At 53.6% G+C, this 22084-nt stretch carries 19 protein-coding genes; all 19 read right to left on the minus strand.

The genetic code is table 11. From position 1 onward, the window contains the following. Positions 1 to 13: 13 nt before the first annotated feature. The 19 genes from lpxC to ilvI all read right to left on the minus strand — a co-directional run bounded on the left by lpxC (position 14) and on the right by ilvI (position 21919). Positions 14 to 931, minus strand: coding sequence for a UDP-3-O-acyl-N-acetylglucosamine deacetylase (gene lpxC, locus ED901_RS00400; protein WP_056776976.1), 918 nt, complete (start codon positions 929 to 931; stop codon positions 14 to 16). Between the two features lie 105 nt (positions 932 to 1036). Beyond that, positions 1037 to 2191, minus strand: a complete 1155-nt coding sequence (gene ftsZ, locus ED901_RS00405; protein ID WP_013577005.1) for a cell division protein FtsZ — start codon at positions 2189 to 2191, stop codon at positions 1037 to 1039. Between the two features lie 71 nt (positions 2192 to 2262). Beyond that, positions 2263 to 3519, minus strand: a complete 1257-nt coding sequence (gene ftsA, locus ED901_RS00410; protein ID WP_056776972.1) for a cell division protein FtsA — start codon at positions 3517 to 3519, stop codon at positions 2263 to 2265. Next, positions 3516 to 4358, minus strand: a complete 843-nt coding sequence (ftsQ, locus tag ED901_RS00415; protein ID WP_056776967.1) for a cell division protein FtsQ — start codon at positions 4356 to 4358, stop codon at positions 3516 to 3518. The genes ftsA and ftsQ overlap by 4 nt, the downstream gene beginning before the upstream one ends. A 1-nt stretch (position 4359) precedes the next feature. Next, complete coding sequence (locus ED901_RS00420) at positions 4360 to 5280, minus strand: D-alanine--D-alanine ligase (RefSeq protein ID WP_122094177.1); 921 nt, start codon at positions 5278 to 5280, stop codon at positions 4360 to 4362. Next, positions 5273 to 6748 (minus strand): UDP-N-acetylmuramate--L-alanine ligase, encoded by a 1476-nt coding sequence (gene murC, locus ED901_RS00425; protein WP_056777225.1) that lies wholly within the window; start codon positions 6746 to 6748, stop codon positions 5273 to 5275. Before murC ends, ED901_RS00420 begins: the two co-directional genes overlap by 8 nt. A gap of 78 nt (positions 6749 to 6826) precedes the next feature. Then, positions 6827 to 7894 (minus strand): undecaprenyldiphospho-muramoylpentapeptide beta-N-acetylglucosaminyltransferase, encoded by a 1068-nt coding sequence (gene murG, locus ED901_RS00430; RefSeq protein WP_122094179.1) that lies wholly within the window; start codon positions 7892 to 7894, stop codon positions 6827 to 6829. Continuing rightward, positions 7891 to 9093, minus strand: a complete 1203-nt coding sequence (gene ftsW, locus ED901_RS00435) for a cell division protein FtsW (RefSeq protein WP_122094590.1) — start codon at positions 9091 to 9093, stop codon at positions 7891 to 7893. Before ftsW ends, murG begins: the two co-directional genes overlap by 4 nt. A gap of 5 nt (positions 9094 to 9098) precedes the next feature. Then, positions 9099 to 10415 (minus strand): UDP-N-acetylmuramoyl-L-alanine--D-glutamate ligase, encoded by a 1317-nt coding sequence (murD, locus tag ED901_RS00440; RefSeq protein WP_056776953.1) that lies wholly within the window; start codon positions 10413 to 10415, stop codon positions 9099 to 9101. 2 nt (positions 10416 to 10417) lie between these two features. Further along, positions 10418 to 11500 carry a phospho-N-acetylmuramoyl-pentapeptide-transferase gene (mraY, locus tag ED901_RS00445; protein WP_056776950.1) on the minus strand — a complete coding sequence of 361 codons (1083 nt, stop codon included), beginning with the start codon at positions 11498 to 11500 and terminating at the stop codon, positions 10418 to 10420. Further along, entirely contained in the window at positions 11494 to 12855 is a 1362-nt protein-coding gene (gene murF, locus ED901_RS00450; RefSeq protein WP_122094181.1) for a UDP-N-acetylmuramoyl-tripeptide--D-alanyl-D-alanine ligase, read from the minus strand. The genes mraY and murF overlap by 7 nt, the downstream gene beginning before the upstream one ends. Continuing rightward, complete coding sequence (gene murE / locus ED901_RS00455; RefSeq protein ID WP_122094183.1) at positions 12852 to 14339, minus strand: UDP-N-acetylmuramoyl-L-alanyl-D-glutamate--2,6-diaminopimelate ligase; 1488 nt, start codon at positions 14337 to 14339, stop codon at positions 12852 to 12854. Before murE ends, murF begins: the two co-directional genes overlap by 4 nt. Next, positions 14326 to 16089 carry a peptidoglycan glycosyltransferase FtsI gene (locus ED901_RS00460; RefSeq protein WP_056776939.1) on the minus strand — a complete coding sequence of 588 codons (1764 nt, stop codon included), beginning with the start codon at positions 16087 to 16089 and terminating at the stop codon, positions 14326 to 14328. The genes murE and ED901_RS00460 overlap by 14 nt, the downstream gene beginning before the upstream one ends. A gap of 27 nt (positions 16090 to 16116) precedes the next feature. Beyond that, entirely contained in the window at positions 16117 to 16437 is a 321-nt protein-coding gene (gene ftsL, locus ED901_RS00465; RefSeq protein WP_056776937.1) for a cell division protein FtsL, read from the minus strand. Further along, the gene (gene rsmH, locus ED901_RS00470; protein WP_056776935.1) at positions 16434 to 17375 is read right to left on the minus strand and encodes a 16S rRNA (cytosine(1402)-N(4))-methyltransferase RsmH; all 942 of its coding nucleotides are present in this window, start codon (positions 17373 to 17375) and stop codon (positions 16434 to 16436) included. Before rsmH ends, ftsL begins: the two co-directional genes overlap by 4 nt. Before the next feature lie 2 nt (positions 17376 to 17377). Beyond that, positions 17378 to 17836: a division/cell wall cluster transcriptional repressor MraZ gene (mraZ, locus tag ED901_RS00475; RefSeq protein ID WP_056776931.1), complete on the minus strand. Its 459-nt coding sequence runs from the start codon at positions 17834 to 17836 to the stop codon at positions 17378 to 17380. A gap of 698 nt (positions 17837 to 18534) precedes the next feature. Then, positions 18535 to 19539 (minus strand): catabolite repressor/activator, encoded by a 1005-nt coding sequence (cra, locus tag ED901_RS00480; protein ID WP_056776928.1) that lies wholly within the window; start codon positions 19537 to 19539, stop codon positions 18535 to 18537. Positions 19540 to 19706: 167 nt separating this feature from the next. Continuing rightward, positions 19707 to 20198, minus strand: coding sequence for an acetolactate synthase small subunit (gene ilvN / locus ED901_RS00485; protein ID WP_013577020.1), 492 nt, complete (start codon positions 20196 to 20198; stop codon positions 19707 to 19709). A gap of 2 nt (positions 20199 to 20200) precedes the next feature. Then, positions 20201 to 21919, minus strand: coding sequence for an acetolactate synthase 3 large subunit (gene ilvI / locus ED901_RS00490; protein ID WP_056776924.1), 1719 nt, complete (start codon positions 21917 to 21919; stop codon positions 20201 to 20203). Positions 21920 to 22084: the final 165 nt, after the last annotated feature.

Below are 22084 nucleotides of genomic sequence, written 5' to 3' on the forward strand. Positions count from 1 at the left end.
ATATCTGTACCGATTATGCCAATACGGTAGAAGGGGCTTTAAAAGCCAATGGCACTTCAGCTTCATCCTGGAATGTAACGAGTTCCCAGGCTTCCTGCTGCGCCAATACCGCTTGCAGTAACTTGTTGTTCAGAGCGTGACCAGATTTGAATGCGGTAAACGCACCAATAATGTTATGGCCGCACATGAACAGGTCGCCGATAGCATCAAGCATTTTGTGACGAACGAATTCATCTTCAAAACGCAGACCATCTTCGTTAAGTACGCGGTAATCATCTACAACAATCGCACAATCAAAGCTGCCACCCAGGCACAAACCACGTGACTGCAGGTACTCGATATCACGCATAAAACCAAATGTGCGCGCACGGCTGATTTGGCGAACAAATGCTTCTGCAGAGAAGTTCATTTTGTAGCGCTGTGAGCTGGAATCAATCGCCGGGTGATTGAAGTCGATAGTGAAATCCAGAGAGAAACCATTGAATGGTTTGAACTCTGCCCACTTGTCACCGTCTTCAACACGCACAGTCTGCTTGATGCGCAGGAATTTCTTCGCGCAGTTCAGCTCTTCAATCCCTGCATCCATCAACAGATAGACGAAAGGTGCAGCACTACCGTCCATAATTGGCACTTCAGGTGCGTCGACTTCGATAACGATGTTATCAATGCCTAAACCTGCGAGGGCCGCATTAAGGTGCTCTACCGTAGAAATACGTACGTCATGCTCATTGACCAGGCAAGTACAGAGCATGGTATCACGCACGGATTTGGCATCTGCCGGGAAATCGACCGGTGGATTCAAGTCAGTGCGACGATAGATGACCCCGGTATTGGCCGGTGCAGGACGCAGAGTCAGGGTGACTTTCTTGCCGGTATGTAAACCGACGCCCGTCGCCTGAACGATACGTTTTAATGTACGTTGTTTGATCATCGTTTTTATCTCGCAATGTTATCCATCTATCCTGCCAACCTTTGAATAGTACATTAAGGTTGGCGGGACAGTTTAGCACAAAGAGCGGAGATCCTACAATTCAGACTAGTCTGCCTGCTTACGCAGGAAGGCTGGGATGTCCAGATAGTCGGGCTCTTTATTAGATTGCGCGCTTTGATCGTTGACCACTTTGGCAGCTGGCTTCGTTTCCTGCGGCAACGGAGACATCCCGTGCTGCTGGTAGCGATGATCCATAACAGGCTGGCTGGCTGGCTTGTTGGTCACCAAGGTGATCTCAGGACGTTTGTCCATGCCGATACCCGTTGCCACTACTGTTACGCGCAGTTCGTCATTCATTTCCGGGTCAAGAGAAGTCCCGATAACCACGGTGGCGTTGTCAGAGGCGAAAGCACGGATGGTGTTACCCACCGTTTCGAATTCATCCAAACGCAAATCGAAGCCCGCAGTAATGTTGACCAGAACACCGCGCGCGCCTGACAGGTCGATATCTTCCAGCAACGGGCTGGAAATCGCCATTTCAGCCGCTTCTTCAGCACGGTCTTCACCACATGCCACACCGGAGCCCATCATGGCATAACCCATTTCGGACATAACGGTGCGCACATCGGCGAAGTCGACGTTCATCAGACCCGGACGGGTGATCAACTCAGCAATACCCTGCACCGCGCCTTTCAGCACGTCGTTGGCCGCACCGAAGGCGTCCAGCAAAGAAATACCGCGACCCAGAACTTTCAACAGCTTGTCGTTCGGGATTGTGATCAGGGAGTCCACGTGTTTGGACAGTTCAGCGATACCCTGCTCCGCGAATGCCATGCGTTTTTTGCCTTCAAAGTTGAATGGCTTAGTCACGACAGCAACGGTCAGAATACCTAAATCTTTTGCTACTTCAGCAACCACTGGCGCTGCACCGGTACCGGTACCGCCGCCCATGCCCGCTGCGATAAAGACCATGTCAGCGCCTTCGAGCGCAGCTCGCAGGGCTTCACGATCTTCTTCAGCAGAATTGCGACCCACTTCCGGGTTCGCACCAGCACCCAGACCTTTGGTAATACCGCTACCGATCTGAATCGTCTGGCCTACTGCCGTTTTGCGCAACGCCTGAGCGTCGGTATTAACGGCAAAGAATTCAACACCTTCGATGCGCTCACGCACCATGTGTTCGACAGCGTTACCGCCGCCACCGCCGACGCCGATGACTTTAATCACCGCATCGTTGGTCAGTTCCATAGGTTCAAACATAGTTTCTCTCCGTTTTGTGCCTGTCGCGTCGGGATCGAAATACTTAAAAGCATGATCCCGTTGTTAAAACATTAAAACTCTTTTCTCAGCCAGCTATTGATTCGTTTGAACCAGTTGCCCACTGAGGCGCGTTTTTCCACTTCTGCCTCACCGCTGAGGTGAGACTCCTTCCCGTAGTGCAGCAGCCCTACAGCAGTTGAGTAGTAAGGTTCCTGCGCATAATCTGTCAGCCCGGTGATGTTCAGAGGTTGCCCGATACGCACCTGGGTATGGAATACCCGCTGCGCACAAGCTGCCAGACCATCAATTTGTGCTGCGCCGCCTGTCAAAACTATACCTGCGGCCAGATGATGTTTTACGCCCTGCTGACGTAACTGCTCCTGCAATTGCAAAATTTCGTCGTTCACAAGATTCAGCAATTCTGTATAACGAGGCTCGATAACTTCAGCCAGTGTCTGACGTTGCAGACTGCGTGGCGGACGTCCGCCTACGCTCGGCACTTCGACATTTTCGTCTTTGCCGACAATCGCCCCTAATGCACAACCGTGGCGAACTTTGATCGCTTCGGCATCGGTAGGTGGTGTGCCGAACGCGTAAGCGATATCACTGGTGACCACATTCCCTGCATAAGGGATTACCTTAGTATGACGCAGTGCGCCACCGGTATAAACAGCGATATCCATGGTTCCGCCACCAATATCGACGACACAGACACCTAATTCGCGTTCATCTTCGGTCAGAACGGCATAACTGGAGGCCAGACCGGCAAAAATGAGCTGATCAACTTTCAGGCCGCACCGTTCAACCGCTTTGACAATGTTCTTCGCCATATCGTTATGGCAGGTGATCAGGTGGACTTTAGCCTGCATACGCACGCCAGATAATCCGACCGGATTTTTAATGCCTTCCTGATAATCGATGGCATATTCCTGAGGAATGACGTGCAATACCCGATGCTCATCACGTACGCGTACCGACTTAGCGGTATGCACAACGTTCTCTACATCTTCCTGCGTCACTTCCTCTTCTGAAATAGGAACCATCCCTATTTCATTCTGACAACTGATATGTTTACCAGACAAAGCAAGGTAAACAGAGGAAATCTGGCAATCAGCCATCAATTCGGCCTGATCGATGGCACGCTGCACGCATTTCACCACCGATTCCAGATCGTTAACGCCACCTTTATCCATGCCCCGGGATGGGCAACTGCCCACACCGATAATGTTGACCATGCCATCGGGCAGAACTTCTCCCACCAATGCGGCGACTTTTGCAGTACCGATTTCCAGCCCAACTACCAGTTTTCTGTCCGTCGACTTGATCATTGTTGTTTAGCCTGTGCCTGATTCTGTTGCTGATTACTGTTTTGCTGGTCAATAAACTCTGGCGCCCAACCCACTGATGCACCGCTGTCATAACGTAAATCGACATAAGTGATGCGCTTTTTGTCGGCGTCAGCCTGTTGCTGGAAACGCGGATAAAGTTGGATAAAACGCTGTAAACGCCCCATCCGGTCATCTCTCCCCAATTCCAGCCGGATATCATTATCCAGGGTTAACTGCCACGAGTGGCGTGCACTCATTGCCACGGCTTTCAACGTGAACTTGCCGGCGGCCAGCGCCTGACTCATCGTTTGATAGCCTTGCAAAACATCCTGTTCACTGCCTTCCGGACCGTAGAGCAACGGCATTTTTTGATTGACGACACGTTCAGCAGGTATGCTGAATGACTTGCCGTCAGCATCAACCATGTGCAAATCATTCCAGTGTGCGACCGGCACATACTCCACCAGGTGAATCTTCAGTTCATTCGGCCATTGCTTACGGACGCTGACCTGTTTAATCCACGGCAATCGCTCAATCTGCTGTTGGATGACATTCACATCCTGCGTCATAAACGTGCCCGGCGCCCCTAAGGACAAGATCGCCTGACGAATATCGTCGTTAGTGGTGTAATGACGCTCGCCAGTCACCACCAGCTGAGACAGCGGCAGTCGGTTTGCGTCCTGCATCCAGACCACAACTGCCCACGCGCTCCACAAAATAGTGCCTGCAACCAGCAGCAGGAATACGATCCCTGCCAGCTGACCGCCGTTACTGCGACGGCCGCCATTATTGCTCTCGGCCGTCTCTCGCTCTCGGGTATTCAGGGCGGCTTGAGACATATCAGTCAGCCAGTTCCAGAATACGGAAAACTAATTGCGGGAAGCTCAGCCCGAATTGTTTCGCGGCCATCGGCACCAGGCTATGACTGGTCATGCCCGGTGAGGTATTCACTTCCAGCAGATTAAAACTGCCATCGCTGTCTTGCATCACATCAACACGCCCCCAGCCGCTGCAATCGAGCGCCTGATAAGCCTGCAATGCCAGTGCAGACAATTGCTGTTCCTGATCCTGGCTTAAACCGCTTGGACAAAAATACTGTGTTTCATCAGACAGATACTTCGCCTGATAGTCATAAAAGGTACCGGCAGGCTGAATACGGATCGAAGGCATAATTTGCTCGCCCACGATAGCCACGGTGTATTCAGGGCCACTCAGCCATTTTTCGATCAATACGTTATCGTCATGGCGGAAGCCTTCCTGCAAGGCAGGTAACAACTCATTTTCAGTCGTCACTTTGCTCATACCCACGCTGGAGCCTTCACGGCTGGGTTTGACGATCACCGGCAGGCCTAATTCAGCGATTTTTGCCGCCAACGCGCCCTGCCCTGCCGCTTCAATTTGTGAGCGATGCAGTGCCACGAACGGAGCAACCGGTAAACCCAGTGCCTGCCACACCAGTTTGGTGCGGAATTTATCCATGGTGAGTGCGGATGCCATCACGCCGCTGCCGGTATAAGGCAAACCAATTTGCTCCAGCAGCCCCTGCAATGTGCCGTCTTCACCCCCGCGACCGTGTAGCGCGATAAAGACTTTGCTGAAACCTTCTTCTTTGAGCAGTGCAACATTAAAGGTTTTGGTGTCGATGCCGTGGGCATCCACACCGGATTCACGTAAGCCAGCCAGCACCGCAGCGCCGGACTGCAATGACACATCGCGTTCTGCGGAAGTACCACCAAATAAGACTGCTACTTTCTCAGACATGATGTTCTTCACCTTTTTTCACTGGCTGCAATTTTTGGTCAGCCAATTTGCGGGCCACTCTGCCAATGGTCCCAGCGCCCTGAACCAGAACTAAATCGTCCCCTTCGAGGATCTGCGCCAGGCTTTCAGGCACAGCGTCAATGTCAGACACCAGAATGGGATCCAGCTTGCCACGCGCGCGAATGGTACGGCACAGCGAGCGGCTGTCAGCACCCGGGATCGGCGCTTCGCCAGCCGGGTAAACATCAAGCATAATCAGCACATCAACCTGAGACAGCACGTTGGCAAAATCATCGTACAAATCACGGGTACGCGTGTACCGGTGCGGCTGGAAAATCATGACCAGGCGTTTATTCGCCCAGCCCGCGCGTGCGGCTTTGACCGTCGCGTCCACTTCTGTCGGATGGTGACCGTAGTCATCAACCAGCATGGCGCTGCCGGATTTACCGTTCACATTTTCCAGCGCGAATTCGCCGAGGAAATCGAAACGACGTCCGGTGCCCTGAAAACCTTCCAGCGCGCGCAGTATGGCGTCGTCGCTGATGCCTTCATCGGTTGCTACCGCAACAGCGGCGGCAGCATTAAGGGCGTTGTGACGGCCCGGTGCATTCAGCGTCACCGTAATCTGCGGCAGATCATGACGGCGCAACGTAAAGTGCCCCTGCGCGCCTTCCTGACGATAACTTTCGATCATCACATCTGCATCTTCGCTGAAGCCGTAGGTAGTGATATGACGGCCAACACGGGGGATCAGCTCACGGATCACCGGATCATCGATACACATCACCGCACGGCCGTAGAACGGCAGGTTGTGCAGGAAATTCACAAAAGTCTGTTTCAGGTTTTCAAAATCACCCTGATACGTGTCCATGTGGTCTGCTTCGATATTGGTAACAATCGCCACCATCGGTTGCAGGTGCAGGAACGACGCATCGCTTTCGTCGGCTTCTGCAATCAGGAAGCGGCTTGAGCCTAAACGCGCATGCGTGCCTGCCGCTTTCACTAAACCACCGTTTACAAAGGTCGGATCCAGTCCGGCCTCGGCATAAATACTGGTCACCATCGCTGTCGTCGTAGTTTTACCGTGCGTACCTGCCACGGCGATACCGTGACGAAAACGCATCAGCTCGGCGAGCATTTCTGCACGACGGATCACCGGGATCCGCGCTTCGCGGGCGGCGACAATCTCCGGGTTATCGGATGAGATCGCCGTAGAAACCACCACTACGCTGGCATCGAGCACATTCTCCGGGCGGTGATTGAAATAAATCGTCGCACCCAGCGCAGTCAGTTGCTGCGTCACCGCATTCGGTGCCAGGTCAGAACCGCTGATCTGATAGCCTTCATTGGCCAACACTTCGGCGATACCACCCATGCCGGCACCACCGATGCCAACAAAGTGAATGTGCCGGACACGATGCATCTCGGGCACGAAGGTACGCAGTTTCGCCAATTGTTGTGTATTCACGTTTTTATTCACTATTTCAGGTTACTGATTAATCCGTTTCTTACGGCTGGGACCACGCAATGCATGGCCCGTTCAATTTCATTTTTTACTGGCGGCAACCACTTCGGCAGCCACGCGTTCTGTCGCATCAGGGATGGCCGCTGCGCGTGCAGCGCGTGCCATTTCCATAAGATGGGTTCTGTCCCATCCGGCCATCAGATCGGCCACTGCGGCAGCACTAAAATCTTTCTGCTCGATAATCTTTGCTGCACCGGCTTTCTCCAGTGGCAGCGCATTCCAGTACTGCTGACGATCTTTGTGCTGGAAGGGGATAAATATCGCCGGTAAACCCCCCGCAGCAATTTCGCTGACCGTTAAGGCACCGGAACGACACACCACCACATCCGCCCATGCGTATGCTTCTGCCATGTCATCAATAAATTCAGTGACTTTATGCTGAGTCTGGCCGACTTTTTCATAAGCCTGGTTCACTGACTCCAGCGCACCTTTACCGACCTGATGCCACAGCGTAATTTTGTCACCCATCAGCGCCGCCAATTCCGGCATGCTCTGATTAAGCACTCGCGCGCCCTGACTTCCGCCAATGACTAAAACGCGAATCGGCCCTTCACGCCCGGCCAGTCGGGTTTCTGGCAACTCCAGCGCCAGTACGTCGGTACGCACCGGATTCCCGACCACGTCTGCATGAGGAAATGCGCCGGGAAATGCCTGCAATACTTTTTTGGCAATGTGCGACAAACCTTTGTTGGTCATGCCCGCAATACCGTTTTGTTCGTGTAGCACCACCGGGATCCCCAGCGACCAGGCGGCTAATCCGCCGGGACCAGAAACGTATCCGCCCATGCCAAGCACCACATCCGGCTGGAAACGTTTCATGATGACTTTTGCCTGGCGCCACGCATGATATATGCGAATTGGGGCTGTGAGTTGCGCTTTCAGACCTTTCCCACGTAATCCTGAGATTTTAATAAAATCAATCCCAATACCGTGTTTAGGAACCAGATCTGCTTCCATACGATCTTCGGTTCCCAGCCAGCGAACTTCCCAGCCTTGCTCCATCAGATGATGTGCCACAGCCAGCCCCGGGAAAACATGCCCACCGGTACCGCCTGCCATCACCATTAACCGCCGGGTATTGCCACTCATCGGGCACTCCTTACAAACGCCTGGGCTTTAGCCAGCCGCGTTTCAAAATCCACTCGCAGCAATAACACGATTGCCGTCGACATAATGATCAGGCTCGAACCACCGTAACTGATGAGCGGCAGGGTCAAACCTTTGGTCGGCAACATTCCCGCTGCGGCCCCAACATTTACCAGCGCCTGGAAACTAAACCACACGCCGATTGAGCAGGCCAAAAAGCCGGAAAATCGCTGATCAAGCTCCAAAGCACGGCGTCCAATGGACATCGCGCGAAAAGCGACGAAGAATACCATCAACAGGGCTAAAACCACACCGAAATACCCCAGTTCTTCGCCTAAAATGGAGAAGATAAAATCGGTATGCGCTTCCGGTAAATACTCCAGTTTTTGCACCGAGTTACCGAGGCCTTGCCCCCAGAATTCACCACGGCCAAACGCCATCAGTGACTGGGTTAACTGGTAGCCACTGCCAAACGGATCGGCCCACGGATTCCAGAAGGATGTCACGCGGCGCATACGGTAAGGTTCGGCGATAATCAGCAGCACAACCGCAAAGGCTCCGGAGCCGATGATGGCCAAAAACTGCCACATTTTTGCCCCTGCCAGAAACAGCATCGCCAGCGTGGTGATAAACAGTACAACCACCGTACCGAGGTCAGGCTGAGCCAGCAGCAACACGGCCAGCACAACCATCACACCCATCGGCTTACAAAATCCCCAGAAATTGCTGCGCACCTCATCGACCTTGCGCACCAGATAGCTGGCGAGATAGCAGAACAGTGATAGCTTGGAAAACTCAGCAGGCTGAATACGCAGCGGACCAAAGGAGATCCAGCGCGATGCCCCGTTGACGGAACTCCCCACCACCAACACCACCAGCAGCATGACCACTGAGAGCAAAAGCAGCACGTTGCTGTATTTCTGCCAGACCGCCATGGGTACGCGCAGCGTGACCAGCGACATCCCAAATGCCAGTGCGAGGTAAATCGCATCACGTTTGGCAAACAGGAACGGGTCATCGGCCAGACGCTGTCCAATGGGCATCGATGCCGAGGTCACCATCACGAAACCGACAATCGCCAGACCAAAGGTCAGCCACAGCAGAGTCCGGTCATACAGCACCAGCGTCACGGCGTCATTTTCTTTGGCGCCCATCACCCAGTCGTTAAACTTTCTGACGAGACCCAGCCCCGGCATACGGATCCGCATCAGCCAAGCTCCTTCGCCAGCGCGGTGAAGACATCACCCCGTTGTTCAAAACTGCGGAACTGATCGAGGCTCGCACAGGCCGGAGAAAGCAGCACCATATCGCCGGAAACCACACGCGTGCTGATGTCACGCATCGCCAGCTCCAGGGTGTCAAACAATGAAGAGACATCGGGCCGTAAATCAGCCAGCTCTGCACCGTCACGGCCAAAGCAGTAAACGCGCAGATTGTCGCCCTGCAAATAACGGGTCAACGGAGAGAAATCAGCCGATTTGCCATCACCACCTAACAGCAGGTGCAACGTCCCCTCAACCTGCAGGCCATTCAGCGCCGCTTCGGTGCTGCCGACGTTGGTCGCTTTAGAATCATTTATCCAGCGCACGCCGTTATGTTGCCAGGCAATCTGGAAACGGTGAGCCAGACCGGTAAACGTGGTCAGTGCTTTCAGGCTGGAGGCATGTGGCACGCCGACAGCATCTGCCAGCGCCAGCGCAGCCAGCGCATTAGTATAATTGTGACGGCCAGTCAGCGGCATCTCATGGGTATTAAGAACTTTCTCGCCACGCACACGCAGCCAGATGTCATCCTGCTGACGGGTCAGGTGGTAATCACCGACATCCACACCAAAGCTCACGCAACGTTTATCTGCGCCCCGCACCGGCATGGTCAGCGCATCGTCTGCATTGACGACGCACAGCGCGGCGTTTTCATAGACTTTCAGTTTTGCAGCCCGATACTGCTGCAAGCCAAACGGATAACGATCCATATGATCTTCGGACACATTCAGGATCGTGGCCGCAGCAGCATGTAAACTTTCCGTGGTTTCCAGCTGGAAGCTCGACAGCTCAAGCACGAACAGATCGTATTCGTGATCCAGCATAGTCAGCGCTGGCAAGCCGATATTGCCCCCCACGCCGACGCGCCATCCGGCGGCTTTCGCCATTTCACCCACCATCATGGTCACTGTGCTTTTACCGTTTGAACCGGTGATCGCCACAATCGGCGTATCGGTTTCCCGGCAGAACAGTTCGATATCACCAACGATTTCCACACCGGCTTCTGCGGCGGCGCTCAGTGCTGGCGACGCCAGGGCAATGCCCGGGCTTGCGACGATCAAATCAGCGTCCAGCAGCCACTCTTCATTGAGCGAACCGAGATGGCGCTCAATGTTATCTGCAAGTTTGTCCAGTCCTGACGGGCTGACGCGGGTATCAATAACACGCGGCGTAACGCCACGTGCCACAAAGAAATCAACACAGGAGAGGCCGGTCAGCCCCAGCCCGATAATGACAACTTTTTTACCCTGATAGTCAGCCATAATTACCGCACCTTCAGCGTAGCGAGGCCGATCAACACCAGCATCAGCGAAATAATCCAGAAGCGTACGATGACACGCGGTTCCGGCCAGCCTTTAAGTTCGTAGTGATGATGAATAGGCGCCATACGGAAAATACGCTGCCCACGTAACTTAAAGGACCCGACTTGCAGGATAACCGACAGTGTTTCGACGACGAACACACCGCCCATAATCACCAGTAAGAATTCCTGGCGTAGCAGAACGGCGATGGTACCCAGCGCGCCGCCCAGAGCCAGAGAGCCGACATCGCCCATGAACACTTGTGCCGGATAGGTGTTAAACCACAGGAATCCAAGTCCTGCACCGACAATGGCGGTACACACGATCACCAGTTCCCCCGCATGACGCAGATAGGGAATATGCAGGTAACTGGCAAAATTCATGTTACCCGTCGCCCATGCGACCAGCGCAAAACCTGCTGCGACAAATACCGTAGGCATAATCGCCAGACCGTCCAGACCGTCCGTCAGGTTTACCGCGTTACTGGTGCCCACGATCACGAAATAGCTCAGCAGGATGTACAGCAGACCAAGCTGTGGCATGACGTCTTTAAAGAACGGTACAACCAATTCAGTCGCGGGCGTGTCTTTGCCGATGGCGTACATGGTAAATGCCGCGGCCAGCGCGATGACGGACTGCCAGAAGTATTTCCAGCGGGCTATCAGCCCTTTGGTGTCTTTACGCACGACTTTCCGGTAATCATCGATGAAACCGACAACACCGTAGCCAATAAGAACAAACAGCACGCACCAGACATACGGGTTCGACGGATATGCCCACATCAGCACTGAAATAGTGATAGAGGCCAAAATCATCAGGCCGCCCATCGTTGGCGTACCGCGTTTACTGAAATGTGATTCCGGGCCGTCGTTGCGAACAACCTGACCAAATGACATTTTTTGCAGACGGGCGATCATCCGTGGACCAATCCACAATGACAGGAAAAGTGCAGTCAGCAGGCTGACAATGGCGCGAAACGTCAGGTAGGAAAAGACGTTGAAGCCGGAATAATATTTGACCAAGTGTTCGGCCAGCCAAACTAACATGTTGCATTCTCCTGTAACGCGCGTACTACCTGCTCCATTGCGGCACTACGTGAACCTTTAATCAAAACGGTAATTACCGCATGTTCAGACAGTAAGCTCGTTAAACGGGCCATCAGGGCTGCCTTATCCTCTACATGCTCACCACAGCCACTGAGATCACTGATGATGCGGCTGTCATGGCCAATACTGAATACTTTGTCGATACCTGCGTCGCGGATGGCTTCGCCAACCTGACGATGGCAACTTTCGCTTTCCGCACCCAGCTCTGCCATATCGCCCACTGCCATTACGCGGTAGCCAGGCATCTCGGCCAAAACCTGCGCGGCAGCGGTCATGGAACCGACGTTGGCGTTGTAGCTGTCATCAAGAAGAGTTTTCCCTTCGCTCAGCACAATCGGGAACAAGCGCCCTTTCACTGATTGCAGCGTCGCAAGCCCTGCGCGTACGTTATCCAGCGAGGCACCGACTGAGAGTGCCAGCGCCGCAGCGGCCAGCGCGTTAGCGATATTGTGACGCCCAGGAACAGGCAGCGAGACATCAATGCTGCCCTGAGGGGAATGTAAGGTGAATGCGGTATTCAGCGGGCTGAGTCTGACATCCGAGGCGCTGAAGTCGATGTCAGCACGCTGGGTCGCAGAGAAACGCCAGACCTTTTTACCGGTAAGCTTGTGCTGCCAGTTTGCCCAGTCATTATTATCTGCGTTGATCACAGCGATGCCGTCGTCCGGCAACCCTTCGAAAATCTCGCCTTTCGCCTGGGCAACCCCGGCCAGTGAACCGAAACCTTCCAGATGTGCGGCAGAGAGGTTGTTTATCAGCGCCGTTTCAGGACGCGCCAGCGCAGTGGTGTAGGCGATTTCACCCGCATGATTTGCGCCCATTTCGATAACAGCAAAATCGTGTTCTGCGGTCAGACGTAATAAGGTCAGCGGCACCCCGATGTCATTATTGAAGTTGCCTGCGGTATACAGCACATTGCCGCACTCACGCAAAATCGCGGCGGTCATCTCTTTCACCGAGGTTTTGCCGGAAGAACCCGTAAGGCCAACCACGCGTGCAGGAACCTGCTGACGCACCCAGCCACCGAGTTGTCCCAGCGCGATGCGGGTGTCAGCCACCACTAACTGCGGGACGTCCACCGGTAAGCGCTTACTTACCAGCAACGCCCCTGAACCGGCCTTGACAGCCTCTTCAGCAAAGTCATGAGCATCATACTTCTCGCCTTTCAGGGCAATGAACAAACAGCCCGGCGTGACCTGACGGGTATCGGTTGTGACGCTGTCAATTTGGGTATCGTTGCCGATAAGTTCAGCATTGAGTGCCGCCGCCAACGTTTGCAGGGAAACGCGGATCATGCGATCACCCCCAGTAAACGGGCAACGGTGACACGATCGGAGTAATCAAGACGCTGATTACCGACAAGCTGATAATCCTCATGACCTTTACCCGCAATCAGCACAACGTCATTTTCCGTTGCCTGCATAATCGCGCTGGTCACCGCTTCTGCGCGGCCATGAATTTCCTGAGCACGCCCGCCATCGAGCAGCCCGGCAAGGATGTCTGCGACAATAGCGCGAGGCTCTTCGCTGCGCGGGTTATCGTCAGTCACGATTACGCGGTCAGCGTATTGTTCTGCAATGCCGCCCATCAGTGGGCGCTTGCCTTTATCACGGTCACCGCCGCAGCCAAACACACACCACAGCGTGCCACGGCAATGCAAGCGGGCTGCCGCCAGCGCTTTTTCCAGCGCGTCCGGCGTGTGGGCATAATCCACGACTGCTGTCGGTTTGCCCGGCGCATTGAAGACTTCCATGCGACCGCAGACCGGTTGTAATTGCGAGCTCACTGCCAGCAGTTGTGCCAGCGGGTAATCCTGAGACAGCAGAGTCGCCAGCGCCACCAGCAGATTGCTGACGTTGAAAGCGCCCATCAGACGGCTTTCCAGCAGCCCTTCGCCCCAGCTTGAATCGATGTTTACGGTGGCACCGTTGTCGTGATAATTCACGCTGCGCGCCGCCAGCCAGCGGCCTTTCCAGCCTGCCGGAATTTTATCTTCCATGGTGACGGCAATAGCGTCAGGGGTTTTAGCCAGCCAGCGCAACCCGACGTCATCGTCAGCATTAATAATTTTTTGGCCGACCTGATGCGTCGAGAAGAGCTGCCATTTGGCAGCTTCGTAACTTTGCATGTCACCGTGGTAATCAAGATGATCGCGGCTCAGGTTGGTAAATGCGGCTGCCGCAAACGGCAGTGCGGCGACACGGTGCTGAACCAGTCCGTGGGAAGAGACTTCCATTGCGGCAAAGGTTGCACCCTGTATCACCAGGTCAGCCAGAATGTGCTGAACCTGCACGGCAGAGCCGGTGGTATTTTCTGCCGGAACCACTTTGTCCAGCAAACCATTTCCGACGGTGCCCATGACAGCACTGGTTTCGCCCAGCAACTGGCCCCACTGCGCCAGCAACTGCGTGGTCGTGGTTTTGCCGTTGGTGCCGGTAACGCCAATCAGGCGCAAAGCATTGCCTGGTTGATGATAAAAACGCCCGGCCAGTTCAGAAAGCAGGACATTCAGATTCTCGAGATAAATTACCGGTACACCATGCATCTGGCAGACCGTTCCGTGCTCTTGCTCACCCTTTGCTTCGGCCACGACGGCAGCGACGCCCTGGGCAATTGCCTGGGGAATAAAACGACGCCCATCACTGGTATGGCCTGAAATCGCGACAAACAGATCTCCGGCAGCCACCACGCGGCTGTCTAAAATCATCTCTTTTAGCGCTACTGCCGGGGCATCACTCACCCAGGGCGCTAATAGGTCGCGCAAATTACGATCTGCCACCTGAAGCCTCTTTTTGATTATTCACTATGTCTGCATTTTCATCGGCAGTCAGCGCATCCGGTTCAACGTTCATGGTGCGCAATACGCCGCCCATGATGGCGCCAAACACCGGTGCGGAAACGGCCCCACCGTAATACTTCCCTGCCTGCGGATCGTTGATAACAACCACCAGTGCAAATCTTGGATTGCTTGCCGGTGCAACGCCTGCGGTGTAGGCAATGTATTTGTTCACGTATTTCCCATCGGGACCGACTTTCTTCGCGGTACCGGTTTTAATCGCAATGCGGTAACCCTTGATCGCGGCCTTCACGCCACCGCCGCCAGGCAGCGCGACGCTTTCCATCATGTGAACGACGCTGCGCACAACAGGCTCAGGGAAAATGCGTTCACCGGATACCGGGGGATCAACCCGGGTTATGGACAGCGGACGATAAATGCCCATGCTGCCAATCGTTGCGTAGACTCGCGCCAGCTGGAGAGGTGTCACCATTAGCCCGTAGCCGAAAGAGAAGGTGGCCCTCTCTATGTCAGACCACCGTTGTTTTTTAGGGTATAAGCCACTGCTTTCTCCAACCAGCCCCAAATTGGTCGGTTTTCCCAATCCGAATCGCGAGTAAGTGTCTACCAGCTCTGCGGACGGCATCGATAACGCCAGTCGTGAAACACCGACGTTACTCGACTTCTGCAAGATACCCGTGACGGAAAGCTCCGCGTAACGGGCCACATCTTTAATCTCATGACCATTAATCCGGTACGGCAAGGTGTTCAGCACGCTGTTCTCACGCACGACACCATTTTTCAACGCCGTCATCACCACCATAGGTTTTACCGTGGAACCTGGCTCGAAGATGTCGGTGATCGCCCGGTTACGCATCACGTCTTTCGGCGTATTCGGCATGTTGTTTGGGTTGTAGGACGGGCTGTTCGCCATCGCCAGCACTTCACCGGTTTGCACATCCACCAGCACGGCAGTGCCTGATTCGGCTTTGTTGAAGGCTACCGCGTTGTTCAGCTCGCGATAAACCAGCGCCTGAAGACGTTCATCGATGCTGAGCGCCAGATTGTGCGCTGCCTGGCTATCCACTGAGGAAATGTCTTCGATAACGCGACCGAAACGGTCTTTACGGATGGTGCGCTCGCCCGGTTTTCCCGTCAGCCAGCGGTCAAAACTTTTCTCAACACCCTCGATACCTTCACCATCAATGTTAGTGACACCAATGACGTGCGAGGTGACCTGACCTGCCGGATAGTAACGACGTGACTCCTGGCGCAGGGAAATCCCCGGAAGTTTGAGTTTGTGAATATATTCGCCGACAGAAGGGTTTATCTGGCGGGCGAGATAGACGAAGCGGCCTTTAGGGTTGGCATTGATACGGGCAGAAAGTTGGTCGAGCGGCATATTCAGCGCGTCAGCCAGCGCTTTCCATTTGGTATCAACCGTGATGCCGCCCCGGTCGATGATTTCTTTCGGATCAGCCCAGATAGCATTGACCGGCACGCTGACCGCAAGAGGGCGGCCTGAGCGATCGGTAATCATCCCACGGGAGGTCGGAATGGTTTGAACGCGCAGGGAGCGTAAGTCCCCTTCTTTGACCAGCTTGTCCGGGTTAATCACCTGCAGATAAGCTACCCGCAACATCAGCCCCAGTAATGCCAGCAAAATACAGGCGCACAACAACGCAAAACGCCAGCTTATAAAGCTGGCTTGATCTTCTGGACGCTTTAACTTCGCGGTGCGTGTTGCTTTCATTAGCTGCCTGTATTCTCCGTGCGCATTTTAAGGCTGAACCACAATAGTTTCTTGAGATGGATCAACGTGCTGCATCTGCAATTTCTCCGTTGCGATGCGTTCTACCCGGCTGTGATCGCCGAGGGCATTCTCTTCAAGGATCAGGTTGCGCCACTCAATGTCCAGCGCATCCCTTTCCAGCACTAACTGTTCCCGCTGTGCCGTCAGTAAACGCGTACGGTGAGCGGTGGTGACCACGAAAATTGCGCTGACTAAAACAGCGATCAGCAAAATCATCGGGATCTTGCCATTGCGCAAAATGTCGCTGGCAATGACCCCCACTAAACCGTGGCGTTCGTTGCCGATCACGATGCCGTTCTCTCAGCAAAACGCAGTACAGAACTGCGGGCACGCGGGTTTTCTGACACTTCCGCATCTGAGGGCATCATTTTTCCCACTGACTTTAATGAACGCCCGCCAAGCTCGGCTATCTGCGCTTCCGTCATTGGAATACCGGCCGGTACCTGTGCACCGCGACTGTGCTGACGAATAAAGCGCTTCACGATGCGGTCTTCCAGTGAGTGGAAGCTGATTACCGACAGCCGTCCGGCCGGGGCAAGAATCTCCAGCGCGCCATCAAGCGCACGTTCGATTTCTTCCAGTTCACTGTTGATGTAGATACGAATCGCCTGGAAGCTGCGCGTCGCGGGATGCTTGTGCTTCTCGCGAAACGGCGAGGCATTCGCAATTAAATCAGCCAGCTCTTTGGTTCGCGTCATCGGCAATTCACGGTTACGCTCGACAATCGCGCGCGCGATGCGTTTCGCAAAACGCTCTTCACCAAACGTTTTCAGAACCCAAATAATGTCTTCTTCTTCCGCTTTCATCAGCCATTCAGCCGCTGAATAACCTCGTGTAGGATCCATGCGCATATCCAGAGGTCCGTCGCGCATAAAGGAGAATCCGCGCTCAGCATCATCCAGTTGCGGAGAAGAAACGCCTAAATCCAACAGCACGCCGTCGATCTTTCCTTCCAGACCCCGATCGCGGACGTAATCAGCGAGATCGGAAAAAGGTCCGTGGATAATAGAGAAACGGGCATCATCAATAGACTCTGCGGCTTTGATCGCTTGCGGATCGCGGTCAATCGCCAGCAGACGGCCTTCAGGCCCAAGCTGTGACAAAATCAGACGTGAGTGGCCACCGCGACCAAAAGTTCCGTCTATGTAAATGCCGTCCTGGCGGATGTTCAGGCCGTTAACGGCTTCATCCAGCAAAACGGAAGTGTGTTTGTAGTTTTCAACCATGCTTATAATGACAAGTCCTGTAATCGATCAGAAAGGGGTTCCTGAGACGATTGTTCAGCGTCTATGTCTTCCTTAACTTGTTGATACCAGGTCTGTTCATCCCACAGTTCAAACTTGTTGAACTGCCCAACCAGCATCACTTCTTTTGCGAGCCCGGCGTGCTGACGCAGTGTGTTCGCAATCAACAGACGCCCGGCGTTATCCATCTGACATTCACTGGCATGTCCCAGAAGCAGGCGCTGTATACGGCGCTCCACAGGGTTCATACTCGACAGACGGGACAATTTTCGTTCGATAATTTCCCATTCGGGAAGGGTGTAAAGGAGGAGGCACGGGTGATGGAGATCTATGGTGCAAACCATTTGACCTTGCGATTCCTCGCTTAGCAAATCCCGGTATCGGGTGGGTACGGCAAGTCGCCCTTTGCTGTCGAGATTAACCATCGTCGCGCCACGAAACATGGCGCTCTACTCCCCTTTGACCTTATTCACCACTTTCCTCCACAAATTCCCACTTAAAGGAGTTTACGGATGGTTTTAAAACCTTGTCAAGCCAGAGCGGAGGCGGTTTGGTAATATTTACGCAGGGACAGGAAAGCCCGCCCCAGGTAAGCGAGGTGATTTAGAGGTGAAATAGAAAATAACGTCATGATTAGTTGAAGAAATTTCGGAGGGTTAATAATTTCGTTTAAAAAAAAACCAAAATGAACATTATTTAACTATTTATATTCTTCTGCTCTATGACTCAGTTTTCCGGGTCTTTATGCCTTAAGAAAAATCATTTCCGATTTTTTTTCGGCTATCACTGCTAAATCATCATCATTAAGAATGCCAGCCCGCGTGGCACAAGCCTTTCAGCGCATTTAAAAACCACGAGTCGCGGTCCGCACGCATACTCAGAGAAATTAAGCCGGGAATTCTACAGCACTTTTGCAGACTGCATTAACGTATTTTGAAATTGATTTACGGGTTTATATCAGCGAAAAAAATGAGAACACATTTGTTAATAATTCAGCGCTCTGGGAATGCTCTTAAAATACCCGCTTATCCCGCAAGGGATTGTTTTTAGCGAAGGGAATACGTGTCCTGGTGAAATTTGAGAAAGGAAAAGAGCGGTTGAGGGAAAATCGCGGGCACCCCACAGAATGCCCGTCAGAGATTTACTTGCGGCTTAAACGGCCACGACGGAAAAGATTGCGACGAATACGGGTCAGGCCTGCTTTAGGTTTTTTGGGCTCATCGAGGCAAGCCAAAACCAGCTCCAGCACGCGCTCAGCCACATCGCGATGGCGCTGCGCAACCGCCAGCACCGGGCATTCAAGGAAGTCGAGGAGTTCATTGTCGCCAAAGGTCGCAATCACCAGATCGACAGGTAAACGCCCTTCCATCTTCAGCGTGACATCCATGACGCCCTGCAAAAGCTGAAACGAGGTAGTGAATAACGCCTGCGGCATCGGGTGCGTTTTCAGCCATTCGGCGAACACAACCGCCGCCGATTCACGGTCATAGGCGTTGGCATAAAGATATTCAGGCTGACGTGCATCATCCGCCCAGGCCTGACGGAACCCCTGCTCGCGCAGGAAGCTCACCGACAATTCCGGCAGCGCGCCCAGATACAATACCGATTCAGCAGGGAACGTTCGCAGCTCCTGCGCCAGCATCAGGGCATCTTCCTGATCGGCGCCCACGACGCTGATGAAATGTTCCGGATCCAGCGCGCGATCCAGCGCAATGATCGGGAAATCCCCGTTGGCCCAGCGTTGATAGAAAGGATGTTCCGGCGGTAAAGAGGTGGAAATGATGATCGCATCAACCTGTCGTTGCAGCAGGTGTTCGATGCAGCGCATTTCGTTATCCGGCTGATCTTCAGAGCAGGCAATCAGCAACTGATATCCACGCTGTCGCGCCTGACGCTCAAGAAAGTTGGCGATTTTGGTGTAGCTGGTATTTTCCAGATCGGGGATCACCAGGCCAATAGATCGGGTTCGGCCAGCGCGCAGCCCCGCCGCCACCGCGTTCGGGTGATAGTTATGTTCCTTCACAACAGCCATGACTTTTTCGACTGTTTTATCGCTGACACGATACTGTTTCGCTTTGCCATTAATCACATAACTGGCCGTGGTACGCGAAACGCCCGCTAACCTCGCGATCTCATCCAGCTTCACTGAGATAACCCCTTAAGAAAGATAATGCTTTATCTAACCCCAGAAGACCCTGCCGGGCAAGGTGTTTTACCGAATCGCTTCACCTGAGACACAAAAAAGAAAGCCCAACTAAAAAGTTGGGCTTTCATGAGACAGAGAATATTTACATCTTGCTGATTTTTTACGCTTTAGCGCATGATTTTGTCGCCACGCGAAACGCCGACTACGCCAGAGCGCGCGACTTCAACAATTTCAGCCACATCACGAATACTGGCTAAGAAGGCGTCGAGTTTGTCGCTGGTTCCCGCAAGCTGAACGGTGTAAAGCGTCGCCGTCACATCCACAATCTGGCCGCGGAAGATTTCTGTCGAACGTTTCACTTCTTCACGGCCATAACCGGAAGCCTGAACCTTCACCAGCATAATTTCACGCTCAACGTGAGCACCCTGCACCAGTTCAGTCACGCGCAGCACATCGACCAGTTTGTGCAGTTGCTTTTCGATCTGTTCCAGCACCTTGGCATCACCGACGGTCTGAATGGTCATGCGGGACAGCGTCGGATCATCGGTTGGCGCGACGGTCAGGCTTTCAATGTTGTAGCCACGCTGAGAGAACAGGCCGACTACGCGGGACAGCGCGCCCGATTCGTTTTCCAGCAATACTGATAAAATCCGGCGCATGATCAGGTCCTCTCCGTTTTGCTTAACCACATTTCGTCCATCGCACCGCCACGGATGTGCATCGGGTAAACGTGTTCTGTTTCATCAATGCTGATATCCACGAATACCAGACGATTTTTCTGTTCAAGTGCCTGCGTCAGTTTGCTTTCCAGTTCATCTGGCGTGCGGATAGCGATGCCAACGTGGCCGTAAGCTTCCGCCAGTTTGACGAAGTCAGGCAATGATTCCATATAAGATTGCGAATGGCGGCCGGAATAAATCATGTCCTGCCACTGCTTAACCATACCGAGATAACCGTTGTTCAGGTTGATGACAATCACGGGCAGATTGTATTGCAGCGCAGTGGACAACTCCTGAATATTCATCTGGATACTGCCATCGCCGGTCACACAAATCACGGTTTCTTCCGGCAGACCGAGTTTCACACCCAGCGCGGCAGGCAAGCCAAAGCCCATCGTGCCGAGGCCGCCGGAGTTGATCCAACGACGCGGCTTATCAAACTGATAATAGAGCGCCGCAAACATCTGGTGCTGACCGACGTCAGAGGTCACGTAGGCGTCACCCTTGGTCAGGCGATGCAGCATCTGGATGACGGCCTGAGGTTTGATCTTACCGCTATTTTTGTCAAAGCTCAGACACTCACGCGCACGCCAGTTTTCAATGCTTGTCCACCAGTCACGCAGTGCGTCAAATTCCTGCTTGTCTTCACTTTGCCCCAGCAATTCCAGCATCTGAACCAGCGTTTGCTTCGCATCGCCGACAATCGGAATGTCAGCATTGACTGTTTTCGAGATCGACGTCGGGTCAATATCGATATGCATCACGGTGGCATTCGGACAGTATTTCGCCAAATTATTGGTCGTACGGTCATCGAAACGCACGCCCACGCCGAAGATCAGATCGGCATTGTGCATCACCATATTGGCTTCGTAAGTGCCGTGCATACCCAGCATGCCAAGGCTCTGGCGATGTGTTCCCGGGAACGCGCCCAGCCCCATCAGGGAACTGGTGACCGGCAGATTCAGTTTCTCGGCCAGCTCCAGAATTTCAGCGTGACACTCAGAGTTAATCGCCCCACCGCCGACATAAAGCACCGGTTTTTTTGCAGCCAGCAATGTTTGTAAGGCGCGTTTAATTTGCCCGCGATGCCCCTGCACCGTCGGGTTGTACGAACGCATCGACACCTGCTCGGGGTAGGCATACGGCAGCTTGATCTGCGGATTGACGACGTCTTTTGGCAAATCGACCACGACCGGACCCGGACGGCCCGTCGAGGCCAGATAAAAGGCTTTTTTCAGCACGCCGGGAATATCTTCGGCACGTTTTACCAGAAAACTGTGTTTCACCACCGGACGGGAGATCCCCACCATGTCGCATTCCTGGAACGCGTCATAACCGATCAGTGAACTGTGTACCTGGCCGGACAGCACCACCAGCGGAATGGAATCCATATAAGCCGTCGCAATACCCGTGATCGCATTGGTTGCACCGGGACCGGACGTCACCAGCACCACGCCCACTTCGCCCGTGGCGCGCGCATAACCATCTGCCATATGAACAGCAGCCTGCTCATGTCTCACCAGTACATGATCAATCCCGCCGACCGTGTGCAGTGCATCATAGATATCCAACACCGCTCCGCCGGGATAACCGAATACCTGCTTAACGCCCTGATCGATTAACGATCGAACGACCATCTCGGCTCCTGACAACATCTCCATGGTTTTGCCTCCAGGCTTTTTATTTCTTCTATAGGATGACTTTTATTTCAGCAAACTGTTCTATCAAGCAGCAATCTCACGTTAAATCGCTGAATTTTAGGCCTTTGCACAAGATTGATGATAACCCTGCTGTTGTTATTGGCGTTGCTAACTCAACTCAGTACC

The organism is Rahnella sp. Larv3_ips (assembly GCF_003697865.1).
GTDB lineage: Bacteria > Pseudomonadota > Gammaproteobacteria > Enterobacterales > Enterobacteriaceae > Rahnella > Rahnella rivi.

Coding starts and splice junctions, on each gene's coding strand:
- rsmH (WP_056776935.1), bottom strand. CDS start 17,375: ATGGTTGAAAACTACAAACACACTTCCGTTTTGCTGGATGAAGCCGTT.
- ftsZ (WP_013577005.1), bottom strand. CDS start 2,191: ATGTTTGAACCTATGGAACTGACCAACGATGCGGTGATTAAAGTCATC.
- murF (WP_122094181.1), bottom strand. CDS start 12,855: ATGATCCGCGTTTCCCTGCAAACGTTGGCGGCGGCACTCAATGCTGAA.
- lpxC (WP_056776976.1), bottom strand. CDS start 931: ATGATCAAACAACGTACATTAAAACGTATCGTTCAGGCGACGGGCGTC.
- murD (WP_056776953.1), bottom strand. CDS start 10,415: ATGGCTGACTATCAGGGTAAAAAAGTTGTCATTATCGGGCTGGGGCTG.
- ED901_RS00420 (WP_122094177.1), bottom strand. CDS start 5,280: ATGTCTGAGAAAGTAGCAGTCTTATTTGGTGGTACTTCCGCAGAACGC.
- ilvN (WP_013577020.1), bottom strand. CDS start 20,198: ATGCGCCGGATTTTATCAGTATTGCTGGAAAACGAATCGGGCGCGCTG.
- ilvI (WP_056776924.1), bottom strand. CDS start 21,919: ATGGAGATGTTGTCAGGAGCCGAGATGGTCGTTCGATCGTTAATCGAT.
- mraZ (WP_056776931.1), bottom strand. CDS start 17,836: ATGTTTCGTGGCGCGACGATGGTTAATCTCGACAGCAAAGGGCGACTT.
- ftsQ (WP_056776967.1), bottom strand. CDS start 4,358: ATGTCTCAAGCCGCCCTGAATACCCGAGAGCGAGAGACGGCCGAGAGC.
- mraY (WP_056776950.1), bottom strand. CDS start 11,500: ATGTTAGTTTGGCTGGCCGAACACTTGGTCAAATATTATTCCGGCTTC.
- ftsA (WP_056776972.1), bottom strand. CDS start 3,519: ATGATCAAGTCGACGGACAGAAAACTGGTAGTTGGGCTGGAAATCGGT.
- ED901_RS00460 (WP_056776939.1), bottom strand. CDS start 16,089: ATGAAAGCAACACGCACCGCGAAGTTAAAGCGTCCAGAAGATCAAGCC.
- murG (WP_122094179.1), bottom strand. CDS start 7,894: ATGAGTGGCAATACCCGGCGGTTAATGGTGATGGCAGGCGGTACCGGT.